At 40.7% G+C, this 18,896-nt stretch carries 15 protein-coding genes; 8 read left to right on the top strand and 7 right to left on the bottom strand.

The window, feature by feature from the left end:
- Positions 1-591 precede the first annotated feature (591 nt).
- The 3 genes from ACE1CC_RS05540 to ACE1CC_RS05550 form a co-directional block, all read right to left on the bottom strand.
- A complete protein-coding gene (locus tag ACE1CC_RS05540; protein WP_413269474.1) occupies positions 592-1,164 on the bottom strand; it encodes a DUF3611 family protein in 573 nt (190 codons plus the stop codon).
- 82 nt (positions 1,165-1,246) lie between these two features.
- Positions 1,247-2,731, bottom strand: a complete 1,485-nt coding sequence (locus ACE1CC_RS05545; protein ID WP_413269475.1) for a response regulator — start codon at positions 2,729-2,731, stop codon at positions 1,247-1,249.
- A 47-nt stretch (positions 2,732-2,778) separates the two neighbouring features.
- Entirely contained in the window at positions 2,779-3,012 is a 234-nt protein-coding gene (locus ACE1CC_RS05550) for a hypothetical protein (protein WP_413269476.1), read from the bottom strand.
- Positions 3,013-3,242: 230 nt separating this feature from the next.
- On the opposite strand from ACE1CC_RS05550, the gene ACE1CC_RS05555 reads away from it, so the two are divergent.
- Positions 3,243-5,480, top strand: a complete 2,238-nt coding sequence (locus ACE1CC_RS05555) for a heavy metal translocating P-type ATPase (RefSeq protein ID WP_413269477.1) — start codon at positions 3,243-3,245, stop codon at positions 5,478-5,480.
- Between the two features lie 170 nt (positions 5,481-5,650).
- Here the strand turns inward: ACE1CC_RS05555 and ACE1CC_RS05560 are convergent, their stop codons facing one another.
- The 4 genes from ACE1CC_RS05560 to ACE1CC_RS05575 all read right to left on the bottom strand — a co-directional run bounded on the left by ACE1CC_RS05560 (position 5,651) and on the right by ACE1CC_RS05575 (position 10,354).
- Positions 5,651-6,400: a zinc-dependent metalloprotease gene (locus ACE1CC_RS05560; protein ID WP_413269478.1), complete on the bottom strand. Its 750-nt coding sequence runs from the start codon at positions 6,398-6,400 to the stop codon at positions 5,651-5,653.
- A gap of 107 nt (positions 6,401-6,507) precedes the next feature.
- Entirely contained in the window at positions 6,508-8,034 is a 1,527-nt protein-coding gene (locus tag ACE1CC_RS05565; RefSeq protein WP_413269479.1) for a YegS/Rv2252/BmrU family lipid kinase, read from the bottom strand.
- A gap of 3 nt (positions 8,035-8,037) precedes the next feature.
- Positions 8,038-9,174 (bottom strand): EcsC family protein, encoded by a 1,137-nt coding sequence (locus ACE1CC_RS05570; RefSeq protein WP_413269480.1) that lies wholly within the window; start codon positions 9,172-9,174, stop codon positions 8,038-8,040.
- A 55-nt stretch (positions 9,175-9,229) separates the two neighbouring features.
- Positions 9,230-10,354, bottom strand: coding sequence for an EcsC family protein (locus ACE1CC_RS05575; RefSeq protein WP_413269481.1), 1,125 nt, complete (start codon positions 10,352-10,354; stop codon positions 9,230-9,232).
- Between the two features lie 302 nt (positions 10,355-10,656).
- Here ACE1CC_RS05575 and ACE1CC_RS05580 point away from each other — a divergent pair, with 302 nt between their 5' ends.
- The 7 genes from ACE1CC_RS05580 (at position 10,657) to ACE1CC_RS05610 (ending at position 18,691) form a co-directional block, all read left to right on the top strand.
- A complete protein-coding gene (locus tag ACE1CC_RS05580; RefSeq protein WP_413269482.1) occupies positions 10,657-10,977 on the top strand; it encodes a DUF5132 domain-containing protein in 321 nt (106 codons plus the stop codon).
- Positions 10,978-11,033: 56 nt separating this feature from the next.
- Positions 11,034-11,417 (top strand): DUF5132 domain-containing protein, encoded by a 384-nt coding sequence (locus ACE1CC_RS05585; protein WP_413269483.1) that lies wholly within the window; start codon positions 11,034-11,036, stop codon positions 11,415-11,417.
- Positions 11,418-11,477: 60 nt separating this feature from the next.
- The gene (locus ACE1CC_RS05590) at positions 11,478-12,209 is read left to right on the top strand and encodes a DUF1345 domain-containing protein (RefSeq protein WP_413269484.1); all 732 of its coding nucleotides are present in this window, start codon (positions 11,478-11,480) and stop codon (positions 12,207-12,209) included.
- A gap of 38 nt (positions 12,210-12,247) precedes the next feature.
- Entirely contained in the window at positions 12,248-13,234 is a 987-nt protein-coding gene (locus tag ACE1CC_RS05595; RefSeq protein ID WP_413269485.1) for an HMA2 domain-containing protein, read from the top strand.
- 108 nt (positions 13,235-13,342) lie between these two features.
- The gene (locus ACE1CC_RS05600) at positions 13,343-15,754 is read left to right on the top strand and encodes a heavy metal translocating P-type ATPase (RefSeq protein ID WP_413269486.1); all 2,412 of its coding nucleotides are present in this window, start codon (positions 13,343-13,345) and stop codon (positions 15,752-15,754) included.
- Positions 15,755-16,041: 287 nt separating this feature from the next.
- Positions 16,042-16,440: a hypothetical protein gene (locus ACE1CC_RS05605; RefSeq protein WP_413269487.1), complete on the top strand. Its 399-nt coding sequence runs from the start codon at positions 16,042-16,044 to the stop codon at positions 16,438-16,440.
- 79 nt (positions 16,441-16,519) lie between these two features.
- Positions 16,520-18,691, top strand: coding sequence for an FUSC family protein (locus ACE1CC_RS05610; protein WP_413269488.1), 2,172 nt, complete (start codon positions 16,520-16,522; stop codon positions 18,689-18,691).
- Positions 18,692-18,896 lie beyond the last annotated feature (205 nt).

An 18,896-nucleotide genomic window follows, 5' to 3' on the forward strand; every position in this document is an offset into this window, starting at 1 on the left:
CATAGGTGTTACAAACTTTGAAAACGGTGCGTTAGGCACGGGAATTTAATTATTGGTTGAAATGCTGAATTTGTTATCCGTGCCTAACACACCCTACAGTTAAATAAGATTTTGTTATCACCATAAATACGGGAGAGCCCAGGACTTAAGTAGGTACATATAAATAAAGCGACAACTAAGGCGCGGTTCTCCTGCCCACTTCATTCTTAGTTAACTATTATCACTTTATTTATTTACACCTACCTATATCAAGCCCAGTTGATTAGTTGGTTGTAGTAAGGACTTTAGTCCCCCAATGCTTTCATCTGGAGACTAAACTTATGCAGAACCAATAAATGTAAGGATAATTCATGAATTACCCTTACATTTATTGGTTCTCGATAACAGATTTAAACTTCAGAAACTTGTCATTTAGACAAACAGGCGCAGACACGATTGTTCGTGTTTTAGGTCAGGATATTGCAGTGTTACTCGATACTCAGGCAAGTAGTTTGACAAGTAACAATTTTTTTATTTAAGTTCTATTGAAAATACCAAGGAAAGGGAATAGGGAATCAATCTTTCTCCTGTTCCCTGTTTATTGTTTGGCAATTAGCCTTTTTTTGTCAAATGAATTTGTTTTAGCAACCAAAAAGTAATGAAGAGTCCAAGACTTTCAGCGGTAATCATTAAAATGCTCGATTGCACCACAAATATATCTAATGGTTCAATCAATTGATTAGTTTGATAAATTGCTCCTCCACTGGGTATAGTGATTGCTTTGAGTACCAAAGTAGCGGTAATAATTTGTGCTGTCAGTATAGTAAGCAAAAGCCCAATAAAATGAATTGTAACTCCTGTATGTAAGATATTACGAACTTCATCTGCACTGCAATGATCGCTCGAATTAGGAGAAAGTAATTTTTCGGCAATCTGAATATAATGGAAAAGCCAGTAGATGCTAATTCCTAATACAATTAATCCTGAACTAATAGAAATTAATCCTAATCCCGATTTAAGATTAATGTTAAAGTTAGGATCGAGAATTGCTACCAATATAATGATTAAACTAACTATGCTCAAAGTGAGTTCACCACCAAAACCAATCCAGCTTACTAAACGCATTTGGTTGGCAAAGTGTTCTCTAGTGTTTGTATTAGGTATCGAGTTTGAGTGAGTTGACATTTATATTTCTCCAAAAAGGTTATACTTGTTGTTCAGGCTAACATTGAATAATGGAATTAAATTATAGAAAATCTTAAAATCTTTAAATCTTGGTAAGTTTTTGGCTACGTCTAATTCGATTGAGAACTTGAGTTGAGAGTTCTTCTGGTACAATTGGTTTGGTTAAATAATCATCTGCGCCACTAGCAAATACTTGTTGTACAGTTTGGCGATCGCTTTGTACGGTAAGAATTAAAATTGGCAACCAACTCCACTGTTCTCTATTCCGCACAGTTTGACATAGCTCCAATCCATTGATTTCAGGCATATTGATATCTAAAATTAACAAATTTGGTGCAACAGTTTCTAAAATTTGCCAAATTTGGGTTGGATTTTCTAATGTAGCAACTTTGATTCCCAAATTTCCTAAAATTTGTTTCAGTAAAATCAAAACTGTAGTATCATCATCGATCGCCAAAACTCGAATCTCTCCACTATCAGTTAAAGGGAACTCAGGCAAAGAAACTAACGAATCAGCAGGAGTTTCTTGATTGGCAAAGTCCCCAGGAGACTTTTCTAATTCTAAGCGTAAAGTTCTCACTAATTGGGAGAGGGAATCTATGTTAATTGACAGCGGTTGATTTTGTAAGAGAACGTCGATCGCCTTAGCAATATAAGAAGCAGCTTCAAAACCAAAAGTCGCCACCGTACCCGCCAGCTGATGAGCACTTTTTTGTGCTACTTGTAGTTGATTTCGATCGAAAATTCGAGATTGCAAACTTGACACAGTTTGTTCTAGATCCTCTAGATGTTTAAACACTCCCTCTTGGATATTTTGCCAAATTTTGGCGATCGACTCATTTAATTCTTGACTTTGCGCCTGAGACAAAGAAGAACTAGATAGTGAATTATCTAAAAAACTCGGATTAATTCGATAACCATGTCCATAAAGCGTTTCAATTAAATCTTCTGCTCCCACTTCCCTTAACTTGTTGCGAATCCGACGAATATGGGACTTTACCGTATCCTCAGTTGGCAATTTATCCAATGTCCAAAGATGATCGACAATATCACTTCGGCTAAAAACACGACAAGGATGGCGCACAAATAACTCTATTAATAAATATTCTTTCCGGCTAAATGGTACAACTTGCCCATGACAACTAATTTCCCGCATTTGTGGATTGAGACGGATACTACCGCAGAAAAGGATCGCAGTTGATTGTTCCGTTAATCGACGGGATAAAACGCGAATTCTAGCCAGCAACTCTTGGATATCAAACGGTTTTACCAAGTAATCATCTGCTCCACTATCCAATCCGATCAATTTATCTGTCATGGAATCCCGTGCCGTCATCAGCATTACTGGAACTTGTAGATTGTGTTCTCTTAAGCGGCGACACAAACTAATTCCATCCAACTTCGGCAGCATTACATCTAGCAATACTAAATCATAAGAAATGAGGTTAATTATTTCCCAACCCATTTCACCGTCAGTGGAAACATCAAGGATGTAATTATGTTTACTGAGAACGGCAGCTAATGCCTTTGCTAAATTTGCGTCATCTTCAACCAGCAGAATTCGCATACTATCCCTATACTTTACTTATATTTATGAGGAATTTGGGAAAATTCCTATTCAGCGTCGGGATTGGTGTAGGGATCGAGATTAGGATCAATTACTGGTTCTTCAGGATGCGGATTTGTATAGGGTTCTAGATTAGGATCTGTATCAGGTTCAGATTCAGGATTGCTATAGGGATCGAGGTTAGGATCTTGCACTGGCGCAGGATGCGGATTTGTGTAAGGTTCTGTATTGGGATCTTCATTAGGTTGAGGATTAGTCGGCGTAGACTGTGTGTTACTCATTAGCTTGTAGCCTCAGTTAATTCAAAATGGTGGATTACAAATGCTTGTCTAATATTAAATCTGACTCTTGGTACTGTGATGATTTGGAACTTTATCACGAAAAAGTAACAAACTGGTAATAAATCAAGTGTTCATCATTCCACTATAAATTTCTCTCTTTAGACTAATAACTTTTTGATCACCAGCAATAAAAATACATAGTAGCCCGAACATAATTCAGCTACCTGTTTATGCCCTATTCATCCCTGACGCTTGATCTGAGAAACAATAGTTCCACTCCACTAAAGGAAGAGCTTCCGACAAACGCATCAGCTGCGTCTACCTCTCCCGTTGCATATTCGATCGTACACGCAGCCGGAGGTCGTCTGAGAATTCGGATTCCCCGGATCGCCACCGATCCAATCTACGCCAAGAAACTGAGGATTTTGGCGCGATCGATCCAAGGCGTTTCCAGCGTACAGCTTAACCTCAAGATCAGTTGCTTAATAGTTGAGTTTCCCTTGCATCTGTCACTCGCTACGCTCCAAGAGCAGGTGATTAACATGATTCAGGAAGTCGATCGATTAGAAGTTAAGAAAGAATCATTGTTGGTAGAAGAAAGCGAGGTGGGGCAACTATCAGAGATTAATTGGCTCGATCGCTTGGGATTACCTATACTCAGCTTAGGTTTAGCTGTGTTAATGGAAGAGTTAGTCTTTCCCGTGCAAGTGCTAATCGTCGGAGGAGTTTTGATCGCAGCAGCGTTACCATTTTACGATCGCATAATTCAACGCACCACCCAGCAAGGACACTTAGATGCTGATGTATTAGACGCTCTTTGGTTAGGATTCTACGTCTTACAAGGGAAATTTGTCGCTCCTGCCCTAATGTTGAGTTTAATTGAAACTGGCGATGCTTTGCGAGATGCCACAGCCCGTGCCCGCGAACAACAAGTTTCTGATTTGATGCACAGTCTCAATCAGTCTGTGCGGGTAGAAAGGAAAGGAGTTGAGCAAGAGATTTTACTCAAAGAGTTAGTTTCAGGCGATCGCGTCATTGTCGCAGCCGGAGAATGGATTCCCATCAGTGGTAAAATCATCAAGGGTTCCGCCTTGATTGACGAACACAAATTAACCGGAGAATCTCAACTAGTTTCCCGCTGGGAAGGGCATCACGTCCAAGCAGCAACCCAAGTTGTCGCCGGAAAAATTGGGATTTTAACCACAAAAGTGATTCCCAATACTGAGTTAGAACTGATTGTAGAACTTTTGCAATCTGCTCCCATCTACGACACCCGTGTAGAAGATCGTGCTAGCAAAGTTGCTGATGCCGCAGTTGTTCCCAGTTTAATGGCAAGTGGCGCACTTTTCGCCCTGACTCGCGATCCCGATCGCTCTCTGGCCCCACTACACCTGGATTTTAGTCATGGGATTCGCATTGCTACCCCTTCTACAGTTTTAGCAGCTTTGACTTATGCCGCCCGTCAGGGAATTTATATTCGGAGTGGTCGAGCATTGGAAATGTTAGCTCGGATTGATGCGATCGTCTTTGATAAAACGGGAACCTTGACTCAAGGTAAAATGTCTTTGATTGACATTAGAACCACTACTTCCAATATCTCACAAACAGAAGTTTTGAGCATCGCCGCCTCAGCAGAACAAGGTAACTCGCATCCGATCGCTCAAGCCATTCTCAACTATGCTATTGAACAACAGATCGAATTTCAACCTTGTCAGGTGCAAAATTACCGCATAGGTTTAGGTATGGTAGCACGAATGGGAGAGCATGAAATTATTGTGGGTAGCGATCGCTTATTCCAGCAAGAAAACATCGATCTAACTCCTCTTCAACCTCATATTAATGATTTCCCAAACGAGCGTTTTGCCAGAATTTATGTTGCTCAAGACAAAGTATTATTAGGCGCAATCATTTATACTGATACCATTCGCACCGACGCAGTTGACGTAGTTGCTTCCCTAAAAAAACAAGGTTATTGGATTGGAATGCTCACAGGCGATCGTCAAGCGATCGCTAATGAAACAGCAGATTTATTAAAAATTCCCACCTCACAAATTTATGCCGATACATTACCCGATCGAAAAGTAGAATTGATCGCCCAATTAAAACATCAAGGAAAACAAGTTGCTTTCGTCGGAGATGGTATTAATGATGCTGCTGCTTTAGCTCATGCAGATGTTTCAATTTCCTTTGCTAGTGGAATCGAAATTGCGCGAGAAACTGCTGATATAGTATTATTAGAAGATGATTTGCAGGGTATTATTCGAGCAATTGCGATCGCCAAAGAAGCCGCAGAATTGATCGAGCAAAATGCTGCAATAATTTTAATTCCTAATGTGACAGTTGCGATCGCCGGAGTCCTATTTCGCCTCAATCCCCTCTTAAGCGTCATCATCAGCAATGGTGCAATTCTCATGGCTGAACTTAACAGTTTTCGTCTACTGCTAAACAGTGAAACCCAGCCTAAATGATATCATGTCCAGTCGATTACCCACCCTGTAGAGACGTTATATATCATAATGTAGAGACGTTATATATCATAATGTAGAGACGTTATATATCATAATGTAGAGACGTTGCATGCAACGTCTCTACAGGGTGTGGGAAAAAAGATATTATGACTGATCGATCGGACATGATATCACTCAACATCCGCAACTTTCGTAGAAGGATCGGCGGGTAGGGTAGCATCTTGATGGTGATGGGTAGATTGATGTTCGATCGCAAACTGTCCAGCAATCTTACCTAAATTACCACCGATCGCCTTACCCATACCACCACCAAACCCAGCCAGCAAAGTTCGATCGACAATAACACCAGCAGTTTCCCCCAGCGTTTCGCCTACCTGTTCGCCACCTCTTTTTTGCAATGCGTCGGTAAATTCTTCAGTAGTGTTAGTTTCTTCCTCGTGAGAATTTAACAGTTGGTGGGAGAGATGACTAGACTGCTGTGCCGCAATCACTTGGCCCAGCAATCCCCCCGCTTCCGCACCCACAACTACGCCCACTGGCCCTGCAACTGCACCGATCGCACCGCCAATCACCTCGCCTACAGCCCCACCTGCCATACCTCCAGCCATACCCGCCCCCATATCGACCAATTTACTAGGATTTTGAGATAATTGATTAACTTGATCTACTGCTTGATCCGTCACTTTCTTTAGTTGTTCCGCAGCTTGATTTACTACCTGATTCGGATCGCTAACTACAGCATTTACACCATCCACAGCTTGTTTACTAATATCTTGGACGGTGTTAGATGCTTGATTAGCTAAATCATTCACCTGTTTTACTGTGTGATCGACGTTATGCTGCAAGTGGTGAAATAGGTCATCAAGCGGATTGTGAGATTCGTCTTTGTGAGAGTCTGAATGGTGAGATTTGTGCGACATAGTTTTATACCATGAGGGAACAGGAAATAGGGAGTAGGGAACAGAAGGTGCGTTGTTTAGAATTGTTGTTGTTGTAGAGACGTTGTATACAACGTCTCTACAGGATTCTAGGTAACTTGAGCAACTGTGGAAAGGATTTGCTGCTCTATTTCTGAGGCAGGTCGATCGCGATCGAAATTAATGGCGATCGAAGCTGCCAGCGGATTAATATTGATTTCTTGAATACCGACTAAAGTCTGAAGTTTTGAGCGCAACTTTTCGGCATAATTAGAATCAAAAGATAAACGGGGAATTTTTAGGCGAATGCGTCCATCTGTTTTATGAACAATAGACCTCTCCAATAACTCTTGTAGGGTAGGCATCCTGCCTGCCTTTGTAAGCTTCTGATTTTCATCTCCTGACTGCGATTGGGGATTTGATAAAGATGCAATTAGTTTGTCGATCGCCCAAATCAACTCATAAAAAAGTTGTTTTCCCCACTCCCAAACAGCAACAGCAAAATGTTTTACCGCAGTTGTTAACTTGTGCCAAAGGTTAATCGCTGCTTGCACAACTTGAAAAAATTCCTCAGATAGCACATCTAAGGGATTTACAGGTAAGAAATAATCGAGAACTACTTCTTTAACTGGGGCATTTTTATCTATTTTTACGCCTGGAAGTCCGACTAGTTTTTGCTGTTGAGCGATCGCTTGATTATAATCCGTCACTACTTTTAAACTTTGAGGTAATACCTCAAAAGTTACTGGAGTAGTACCAAACATCTCTCCATCTACAGCGATCTGCTGCGGCGGATCGGTGGTAATTGTTACTTTACTCGATCGCAAATATCCAATATGATTATCTTCACTGGTACTTCGCACTAGCCCATTCTCAAACAGTTCAACAGCTGCGTTGAGAACATCTAAAGCCGAAGCAGGAGAGAGGATTGTCAGATCAAACAATCCGTCATCGGGGCGCATTTCCCCCGATCCCTGTGCCAAGATTGAAGTCGGTGGGGCAATACTGGCAACGGTAATCGCTGCTGCCGGAACTGAGATCGTTTCTCGATTTGTTACTAGAGTAGCTTGAAAGTTATGCAGATTTTGCAATTGTTCCAAACCTGCGAAAATATAAGCCATGATGCCAAACTGATTTTTCAATTGCCGATCGGCAGATTTAACCGTATCCGCCTCAAAGCCAATCCCAGCCAACAGCAACATCAATTTCCCATTACAATCAACTGTTCCCACCGTTCGAGTTGCACCTTGGAGAATGGCAATACAAGCTTTTTCCACTGTGTTTGGCAAACCTAAACCATTGACAAAAGCGTTAGCCGTACCGCGAGGAATCACCGCTAAAGGAATACCCGTATTTACCACCGCAGTAGCAGCAGCGGAAACGGTGCCATCTCCACCAGCGGCAATAATTAATTCTGCACCTTGGGCAACTGCTTCCTTAGCCAAAACATCCGCCCCCACCTCTTTTGTAGTCAAGCGAACCTCTAACTGTAAATGCGGTGACAAAAGGGATTTAATCGTTTCTAGTACTTGATTGGCATCACCTTGCCCAGCAACGGGGTTAAAAATTAAACAAGCTTTTTGAAAAACTTTTGCTCGTTTCAGCCGAGTACTGGGTTGGGGTAAAAGCGTTGTCATCACTTAAGCTACCTCCTGATTTATTGTATTTACACAGGAAATCTTTTGATTGTCTAGTAACCAGCGCAACTGATATTCCCGCTTTGCTGCGGTACTAACTTCGGAAATCATGCTGTCATCTGCCCACAAACTGAGGAAAATGCTTAAAACGGGAACAATGCCCCCAACAGTTTCTTCAGTTAGCGTGGTAATTACTTGCTCGATCGCTGAATCAATCAGCAAATCATCTGTATCATCCTCGATCGAATCTGCCAAAGTTTCTTTTTCCAGCTTTCGTTCATCTAATGCCAGCCGCAAGTTTTGGATATTTTTCCTCGCTTCCTGTCGTTCTCGCTGAGTTTGAGCAATGCCAACATTAAATACCCCCCAAGCAAAAGCTTTCTCTTGCAAATTTTCCGGGGCGTAACCGTAGCATAATCCAATCCGGTGGATAGTTCTTAAAGCTAATACGATCGCTAACCCATCATTCACTATTTCTCCCAAAATTTCCACAATTTCAGCCATGCCTCCCTCTGCGGTGATTTTTTCCAGGGAATGCTGGGCAACTTCTGCCGCTAGTCGATCGCACCTTTCCAAATCACCAGAACGCAATTGATGATAATCTTCAACTAACGCTCCAGTTTTGAGTTCCTGCCAATCTTGCTGCCAGTTTGCCGTCGCTGCGTCACAAGCTGCACCAATTTTGTTAAATAGCGATTCGGGAATTATCAAACTAATTAGTTCTTTGCTTGCACTCAAAATATAGCCGAGCAATTCCGCCAACCAAAATGGTTTATCATCTAGCCAATCTAGAATTTCTTTAAACTGGTTAGTTTCGTATTCAGTTAATTGAATTGCTTCATAGGTGTGAACTTGATTTAGCCGCAACATTACAGGATGATTGCTGACAGCTTTGATTGCTTTGGAGACTTGACAATTCAAATCTGTTTCGGAAATTGTTTGGCGATCGTACTTGATGACAATGGAACTAGCGATCGGATTAATTCTAACTTTTGTTACACCCTTCGTAGACTCCAGCAATTTCTCTAAAACCGACTTATAACTATCCTTGCTTTTCAGCATAGGTATCTCCAGGCGGATACGTCCAGGGATTTGGTGAACCACTTCAAATTCTACATTGGCAATAGTTTTTTTATTCATAAGTTTGATTATTAGTTATGCGCCACTTTTATCCGCGATAATTTCTCACTTTTTTCTAACTGGCTAGGGGAGCAAAGTTAACTTTTTGATTATCCAACAACCAGCGCAGTTGATAATGACGTTTAGCAGCTTTAGCGATTTCCTCAATTAATTTCACATCTCCCCATGTATCGACAACAAAACTATAGAGCGGAATCACTTGGAAAGTAGTTCTTTTGGTTAGCGTGTAAATTGCCCCTTTGATCCCAGAATCAATTATTTCTTGATGAGACTTTTGCTGCTTCAAATCTTCTACTGTGCCTTCTTCTAACTTGATTTTTTCAAGATTTAAACTCAAGCTTTGGAGAGCTTTCCTTGCTTCCTCCCACTCTTGCTTTGTTTGAGCAGTTGCCATATTAAAAATACCCCAAACATAAGCTTTTTCTTGGGAATCCTCTGGAGCATAGCCGTAGCACAATCCAATGCGGTGAATGGTTTTTAGTGCGTAGGTCATTGTTTCTATAGTATCGCCTACTTCTCCGACAATCACATTTCCTAATTCTGTCAAAGCGGCAAAACTACCGATCGCAAATGCTTCTTTTCGAGAATGATTGATGATTTGTTCGGCAAGACGATCGCACTTTTCCAACTTACTTTGTCGCAGCATTTTATAATCTTCTACTGAGGCATTATGTTTAATTTTCTGCCAATCATGCTGCCAGTTTTTTGTCGTTGCTTCACAAGCAGCACCAATTTTTTTAAATATCCAAGCCGGGACGATAAAATTCACTGCTTTTTTGAGGAAGCGGAAAATATAACCGATTACTTCTTTCAATCCGAAAGGCTTTTGTTTATCCAACCATTCCTCAATTTCTGTCAACTGAATCGCTTCATATTCACTGAGATCGATCGCCTCATAACTCAAAAATGGCTGAAGTTGCAATGCCAAAACTGGATGATTAGCAACGTTAATCGCCCTCTCCAGTTTAGCTTGCAAATCTGCTTCCGAAATCCCTTGGCGATCGTACTCCACAACTAAGGAACGAGCAAAAGGACTAATTCTTACCTCTTTCACCACCTCTAGAGACTTCACCAATTTCTCTAACAACCACCTGTAATCAGCATTGTTCTTGAGAATAGGAATTTCCAGGCGGATACGTCCAAAAACTTGGTGAATTACTTTAAATTTTACGCTCGACATAAAGCTCTACATCGTTACTTTTTTAAGACAACCTATCAAAAAACTAGCAATTTAGCAACAAAGAAAAAATTAAAATTTTTCAAATTTTCCCAAATTAAATTAATTTCACTAATTTTGCACAAGTTTGTCACTTTCCTCTGATAAGCTGCGGTCAGCATCGTTGGAGATTCAGTAAAATTTTCGGAAAACCCGATGAATAATATTATAGTGATGATTTGACGGATGACTCCTTGAATAATCATTGAGTTATCGATTAAAGTGTTTAAATACTGTTGATATTTCTGATATTGGAGGTTTTGGAAATGGAGTGGGAGGCACTTTTGTTAGGGCTAGAACCCTTAACAGCGGCGGCGATTGGTGTAGGAGTAGCGGTAGCTGCGCCTGTGGTAGCGGCGATCGATTCAGCAACAGGTAGCAAGTTATCAGACAGCGCCCGTTCCATTGCCAAAGAAGGAATGGTTTTAGCCTTTCAAGCTTTTGATAATGCTCAATCTGCGGTTGCGGAAGCCCAAGAATCAGTGCAAGATTTGATGGCTGAAGCAAAGAACGACCTGAAAAAAGTCAGACAAAAAGCAGCTGAAAATGGCTCTGAGGCTACACCTCAAGAGATCGAAATCAGTTAGATTAAAAGCGCAATAAACTGCCTAGTGTTCTGCAAATCTAAGATAAATTAGGAATCATGGAAGCGATCGAATCAGTACTCTTTGGAATTGAACCAATAACTGCAATAGTAGTAGGTATCGGAGCGATTTTGTTAGCCCCTGCGATCGGCGCAGTAACTTCAATGATTGGCAAACAAGATGAAGAAACTGATACTGAATCTACAGAAAACCCAGTGACACAAACCTTTAATTCTGCTGGTGATACAGCAAAAGGTTTTGCTAAAGATGCAATGGTTTGGGGTATGGATGTGGTCGAAAATATTCAAACCACATTTGCCGAAACTAGCGAATCTTTTCAAGATTTTGTAGCAGAAGCCAAGGCAGAATACGAAACAAAAAAAGCAGAACGTCAGGCAGCTGATGCCACAACTCAACCCCGTGCAGTAGAAATTGTTGACTAATTTAAAAAGTTTTGGGTGGAGAAGTAACAGCCATTTATTTAGACATTAGACGATCGAAAAATGCCCAGAAACCAACGTTTGCAAAATATGCCATCAGGCATATCGCTATTAAACAAAATTATTCAGCATCGGAATCGATTGATTCTGTCTGCGATCGTTGCTTTTCTAACTTACTGGCTATTACCTCTACCCTTAACTTACGGTGACATTCGGCTGATTGCAGCTTATATTTTTGGGGTTTCGATTGATTTAGGGTTGATTATTTTGATGATGGTAATTTCCACACCAGAAACAACCAAGAAGTGGGCAGCTAACGAAGAACCAAATAATACTGCATTATTGGGTTTTATCGTGTTGTTTTCCGCGATCACCCTAGCATCGATCGCACTAATGCTAAACAACTCTCACAATCGACCAGCAATAGTTGCCAATACTCATATAGGATTATCATTGCTGGCAATTTTTCTTTCCTGGTTATTTGTTCACACCTACTTTGCCCTCCATTACGCCAGAATCTACTATCAAGAGAAACTTGGATCGCAGGAGACAAAAGTTGCAGAATCTGAACCAACAAATTATGTTGGGGGATTAGATTTTCCTAATCCGGGATTGGCAGATTATTGGGATTTTCTTTATTACTCTTTCACGATCGCCATGTGTTATCAAACATCAGATATTTCAGTTACCTCTGTGGTAATGCGTCGAGTCACTTTAGTTCATGCCATCATCTCCTTTATCTATGTTTCTAGCATTATTGGTTTGGTGGTAAACTTAGTCTCAAATGTGGTTTAACGGTTTATCAGAAAACAAAATGAAAAGTGTTTCTGCTTATGCAAGATAAACCATCAGCGATCGATTATGAAATTGCCCATACAACAATGGGAAGGATTCGGATTCGGATTCCAAAAATTAAAGAAAGCCCAGTTTATACCAGTGAGTTAGAAAAATTGATTGTAAATCACCCTGGTATAACCGATGTTCGGATTAACCCAACTGCTATTTCTGTAGTAGTGAGCTATAAACCCAAGGTAATTTCCGACGAAGCGATCGTACCCCAATTACACAATTATATTCAACAAGCAGGAGGAGTCGATCCAGCAACAGTTCCTTTTCCTCTTCCCAGCAAGACGGAAACAGAAACTTCTCTGGAAACAGAAGTGGAAAGTTCTGGAAATAGCGAAACTTCTCTGGAAACAGAAGTGGAAAGTTCTGGAAATAGCGAAACTTCTCTGGAAACAGAAGTGGAAAGTTCTGGAAATAGCGAAACTTCTCTGGAAACAGAAACGGAAAATTCTGGAAACATAGAAACTCCTCTGGAAACAGAAACGGAAAATTCTGGAAACATAGAAACTCCTCTGGAAACAGAAACGGAAAATTCTGGAAACATAGAAACTCCTCTGGAAACAGAAACGGAAAATTCTAGAAATAGCGAAACTTCTAATCTCACAGAGGAAGCGCCACAGACGAAGGGAGAAAGGGAAGAGATTTCCCAAGCTAATGCTTCTGAGGTATTGGCGGAGGATGCTGTTATCAGTAAAGAGTCTACTTCAGAAAGTCAGAGTTCGGAAGTAAGTATAACAACGATCGAATCAAAGGAGGAATCAAAGGAAGAAGTCGAGAAAGAAGCAGAAAAGAAATCGATTTTGCGACTTAACCAGAAAACACTGGCGAAAAGACTTCACATATCTACTACTAGTTTACGACAGGCGCGATCGCAACCAGATTTTGCCGCTTGGAGTAGCGCCAAAGATCCAGAGGGGAAAGCATGGAAATATAAAACGGAATCGGGATTTTATGAAGAAATCCTTGATGAATAGGCTGTTAAAACTTAAAATTTCCCCAGATAATCTAGGGAAATCCTTGGAGAAAATCTCGCAATTTTTTGCAATTTATTAATTCCCGATCGGAGCGTTTTAGGAGAAATCATGACTGTTGCCACGAGTGCTGCGAAGTTAAATGAAAAGTCTGTTAGTTCGATAGTTTCTCAAAAATCTAATGGATCTAAACAACAAGTAACAATTGATGAAACTTCAATTTGTCAAATAGAAACAGTTCATTATAAAGTAGTTCACTGGACGGCGGGACGGTTTCGGATTCGGATTACCCGACTGTCTTATGATGATGATTATGTAAATCAACTAGGATATGTGTTGCGAAAATTGGAGTTCGTGACAGAGTTTCAGATTAATGCGATCGCTAGTTCTTTAGTAGTTAACTATAATGCAGATAATTCTTCGATTCCCTTAGCCAAAATTGAAGAAAGATTATTTAAAGCAATTCAAGTTGCAGCAGTTACCGAAGTTCCGGTAAATTATACTAGCGAAGAACCGCAAGAAGCAAAATCCGAGGGTAGTCATGAAATCAATTTTGTTGAGAGATTAGGATTACCAGTTGCCGGGTTGGTTCTGAGTGTGGCAGCATTACTAGGAGCACCGATTCCTAGTTTTGTGATCGGTGCGGTGGTGATTGCGAGTGCGATGCCAGTATTTCATCGGGCGATCGAAGCGATTCAAGAAGAAAAGCAACTAACTATTGACTTTTTGGATGGATTAGCGATCGCATTGCACACAGCACAAGGACATTACTTCGCACCTGCGTTCATGGTAGGTTTAGTCGAAGGCGGAGAAACGATTCGGGACTTGACGGCTAGAGGTACGGAACGAGCTTCGTTAAATTTGTTAGATTGTTTGGGTAAAACTGCGATCGTCATCCGCGATGGACAAGAAGTAGAAATCGAGGTTAAAGACATTGTAGAAGGCGATTATGTGATTGTCTTCCCTGGCGATCAGATTCCGGTAGATGGGATTGTCATCCAAGGAACTGGATCGGTAGATCAAAGCAAATTAACCGGAGAATCAGTTCCAGTCACCAAGCGAGAAGGCGATGAAGTATTCGCCTCAACTTTAGTGTCAGATGGACAGTTGCGAATTTTAACCGAACGCACTGGAAATAATACTCGTGCGGGAGTCATTGTCAACTTGATGCAAGCTGCACCTGTGCATGATACCCGGATTGAAAACTATGCCGCAATGGTGGCGAATCAAGCTGTGATTCCTACATTGTTGATTGGTACAGGTGTAGGTTTATTATCAGCTGATTTGAACCGCGCGATCGCACTGTTAACTTTAGACTTAGGTACAGGAATTCGGGTTTCTGTGCCAACTTCGATTTTATCAGCTTTGACTTATGCGGCGCGGAATGGGGTATTGATTCGCAGCGGTCGCGCAATTGAAATTCTCGCCCGAATTGATACAGTAGTATTTGATAAAACCGGGACTTTAACTGTCGGACACGCCGGAGTGAATGACGTTGCGGTAATGGACGATCGCTTTACCTCCGATGAACTTTTGGTATTAGCGGCGACAGCAGAACAACGCTTAACTCACCCGATTGCAGAAGCGATCGTTCACTGTGCAAACCATCGCGGATTAACTTTGAAAACTTGTGAAGAATGGGAATATAAGGTTGGTTTAGGTGTCGCGGCGCAAATTGATGGGATTGAGATTCGCGTCGGTAGTCCGCGATTCATGAAAACAGAAAATATTGATTTAATTGAGTTTGAACGCCGTTTTCCTGATGCTTTGACTAGCGGACAATCCTTGGTTTATGTCGCCGGAGATGGTAAACTTTTGGGAGTAGTAATGTATAGTGACCCCCCACGTCAAGAAAGTCAAGATGTGATTCGGGAGTTAAAGAGTTTGGGTGTTACTCCTTATATGTTGACGGGTGATGTGAAGCGGGTGGCAAATGCGATCGCCGGAAATCTCGGCATCAACCCCAACAATGTTTATTCGGAAGCTTTCCCAGAACGGAAAGTCGAAGTAGTTAAGGAAATTCACGATCGAGGTAAGACTGTTGCCTTCTGCGGAGATGGGATTAACGATTCTGCTGCTTTAGCTTATGCCGATGTGTCTGTTTCATTTGCGGGTGCAACGGATATTGCCAGAGAAACTGCTGATGTGGTGTTGATGGAAAACGATTTGCGAGGATTGATCATGGCGATCAAAGTGGCACGGGATACGATGGATATTATTTGGCAAAATACTGCGATCGTAGCTGTTCCCAATATTGGCGCACTCCTCTCCGGTATTTTCTTTGCTCTCGATCCAATTTTGGCAGTTGTCATCAACAACGGAACCGCAATTTTAGCAGAATTGAACGGTCTGCGACCACTACTTGGCCCTGGTGATGTAACTCCTTTAGGACATCGGTTAAGTGCTGCGGAAATCGAAGAAGAAGAGGAACGTTTGCACAGTCATCATCATATTGCGGAAATTACCGAAACTGTGAATAATCAGACAAATGGTAACGGACAAAAACCTGCTGTTGTGGTTTGATAACCTTTAATTTAGATCATTTCCGGTTGATTACCCATAATGTAGAGACGTTATATATAACGTCTCTACAGGTTTTTGGATTATGGATATTATCGCCGATCGATCGGACATGATATCAAAGCGTAGGTGCAAGATATCAGGGGAATGGTGCGTTACGTTGGCACTAACGCACCCTACGAATAATGATAAATTTCTTAGATTTGTGGTTTTTGAACCACTTTTTCACTTTTTTGGGGTAAATTTAATTGCTAGTAAAAGGTTTATTTAGGTTTAGGAATAGTTGAATTATGGGGAATTTTCTGAATCGATTGAGTTTTGTAGCGATCGGAACAGTATTGCTATTTCCTAGCATTTTAGTCAGAACAGCTTTAGCTTCTCCTAGCTTAGGGGATGGGATTATTTGTGTAGCGAAAGGGGAGACTGTACAAGGTAATAAAATCTATTTTTATACATCTGTCATTGATAACAACACCATGCAGAAAAAACAACCTGTTTCTGTGACTATGAATGAATCCATCAATGGACAAATGCAACAAGCTGGATTAGCTTCTACAACCTATCAAGGAAATGATAATTTCAAAGGAAAATCTGGAGCAGGAAGTCCGATTAGTTTTAGTTTACTGGGTAGTTACAGTGTGATTCAAATTCAGCATGGAGGGAAAACTTATACGGGAATTTGTCACTAAGATTAATCAAGAAATCTGGTAAATCGTAAAAATCCTGGTTAGACCTTTCCTGTTTTCTGTTCTGTTCCTCACCAAATCAATGGGCAACAGTTTATCGGTATTTCGTCCTAAGTTGAGCGATTTGACTATTGCTAATGGTATTCGATCGGCGATCGCTTTTGCCGTACCTTTGCTAATTGGTCAACAGATTGGGCATTTAGAATGGAGTATTTTGCCAGCTTTAGCAGGTTTTTTTATTACCTTAATTCCTGGTAGCGTCTCTGGCAGTTATCAGGATAAGTTTTGGGCGATGGCGATCGCAACTTTAGGTTCTGCTAGTGTGATAGCGATCGGAATTTTGAGTAATCAAATTTCCTGGCTAGTTGTTTTATTGACATTTATCGTAATTTTTATTACTACCTTTGCTGGTGTATGTGGCAATGGGGCGACTGCTAGCGGAGCAGTAATTGGGATTTTTTGGTTAATTTCGACTCACCTTTCTAGTAATTTAGAGTTAGCAATACAACAATTTTGTTTGATTTTATTGGCTGGTGCTTGGGGAACAATATTTTCTTTAAGTGGATGGGTGTTTTATCCTTATAGACCAGTTCAGAAATCTTTGGCTAATAGTTACCGTGTCCTGACGAAGTTTCTGGAAACTGTCTTAGAAGAGGAGATAAACGACGAGGATAAGTTGTGGGATACAATTACTTCTCAAGCACAGTATAAAGCAGGAATTGCGATCGGGGAAACTCGCCAACTTTGGCATAATGTCTGGCTGTCGCAAAAAGGTTTTCAACAAAAAGCTAAAAGGTTGCTGTTACTAATTCAAAAAGCAACCGAGATGTATCGAGAAAGTATCACTATCTCAGAAGTAATTATAGAACAGGGAAAAAATCCGCTATTCGATAAAATTCGTCCTGATTTAACTCAAGCACTTCAATCTTTAATTCAAGCAATGAAGACTCTCGATGATGTATTAGAGTCTAGGGATTTGGATGAACGTCGAGAGATTGCTAAAGAAATAGTGGTAACTCTAGATACTGTGAAACAACAGATGCAAGAGTTAGAGAAAAATTGCCGTAAATTGGCAGAGGAAAAAATCGATCGCTATTTGCCAACGCTGTTTGATGGGTTGAGAAATCTAGCCAAACAAATTGATTTTACAATTAATTTACTGCTCGATCGCCAAAGTCAAAAACAAGTTTCTTTAAGTTCAGTTCCCTTTAGTTCACCGACACCTTCAGTTTGGGAAACTTTAGTCCGAAACTGGACATTTAAATCTGTGACTTTTTCCCATGCTTTAAGGATAGCTACTGTCGCTAGTTTTGCGATGTTAATTGCAGTTAGCTTTTCTTGGCATCGAGGATATTGGATTGCTCTCACAGTGCTATTTGTGCTCAAGCCGGATTATGGTGGAACTATGGAGAGAGTTATTCAGCGGATTAGTGGCACTATTGTTGGGGCAACTTTGGCAGCTGGATTAGTTTTAAGCATTCACGATTTGAGAATATTACTAGGAATTGTAATTATATTATCGCTGTTAGCGGGTGCAGTTAGGTTGGTGAATTATGCACTGTTTATTCTGCTGCTAACTTTCATGGTTATTGTAGTATTAAATCTGACTAAACCGGGAAATTGGTATCTCGCTGAAATTAGGATTTTTCATACCCTACTTGGGGGAATTTTAGTGGCGATTAGTTATTATATTTGGCCCATTTGGCAACGGCGTTATCTTCCTAAAAGAATGGGGATGTTACTAGAAGCAAGTTTAACTTATTTTCAAGCGATCGCCGGAGCCTATCAAGGACAAGAACAAAGTTGGAAAACTCGTAATATACTACGTCATGAAGCGGAATTAGCTAGTGCCAATGCAATGGCAGCTACGCAAAGGATGAGTCAGGAACCGCAGCGTTTTCAAGGAGATTTGGCGGGGATGATCGAGTTACTAATCAATGCTAATAGTTTAATCAGTACTGTAACTAGTTTGAGCCATCATCTTCAGCGATTTCAGTTAGCTTCGTCTTTACCTGGATTCGATCGATTTAAACAACAAATAACAGACACATTGCAGAATTTACAAGATTTCTATTATCAAGGAACTACACTTTCACCGCTACCTAATTTTAATCAAAATTTGGATGTAGCAGAGGATTATTTGGAAACTTTGCCCAAGAGTGAAGTACAGGAGTTAACTTTTATTGTTACTCAATTAAATCGGTTGGCAGATGAAGTGGTAGGGATGTATCGAGCGATCGATATTAGTGAATAAAGATTTTTTTTCAACCGCAGAGACACAGAGAACGCAGAGGAAAGAGGGAGAGGAATAGGGGGTAATTAACCCTGATTTGGTACTATTGGTTTAATCTGATTAATTGAGAAAATAGTTAAAATTATTGGAGAAATGCGATCGATTCAAAGTAAAATTATATTATGTCCGGTTGATTACCGATAATGTAGAGACGTTATATATAACG

Origin of the sequence: Floridaenema aerugineum BLCC-F46 (assembly GCF_041929345.1) — a bacterium.
GTDB classification, from domain to species: domain Bacteria; phylum Cyanobacteriota; class Cyanobacteriia; order Cyanobacteriales; family Aerosakkonemataceae; genus Floridanema; species Floridanema aerugineum.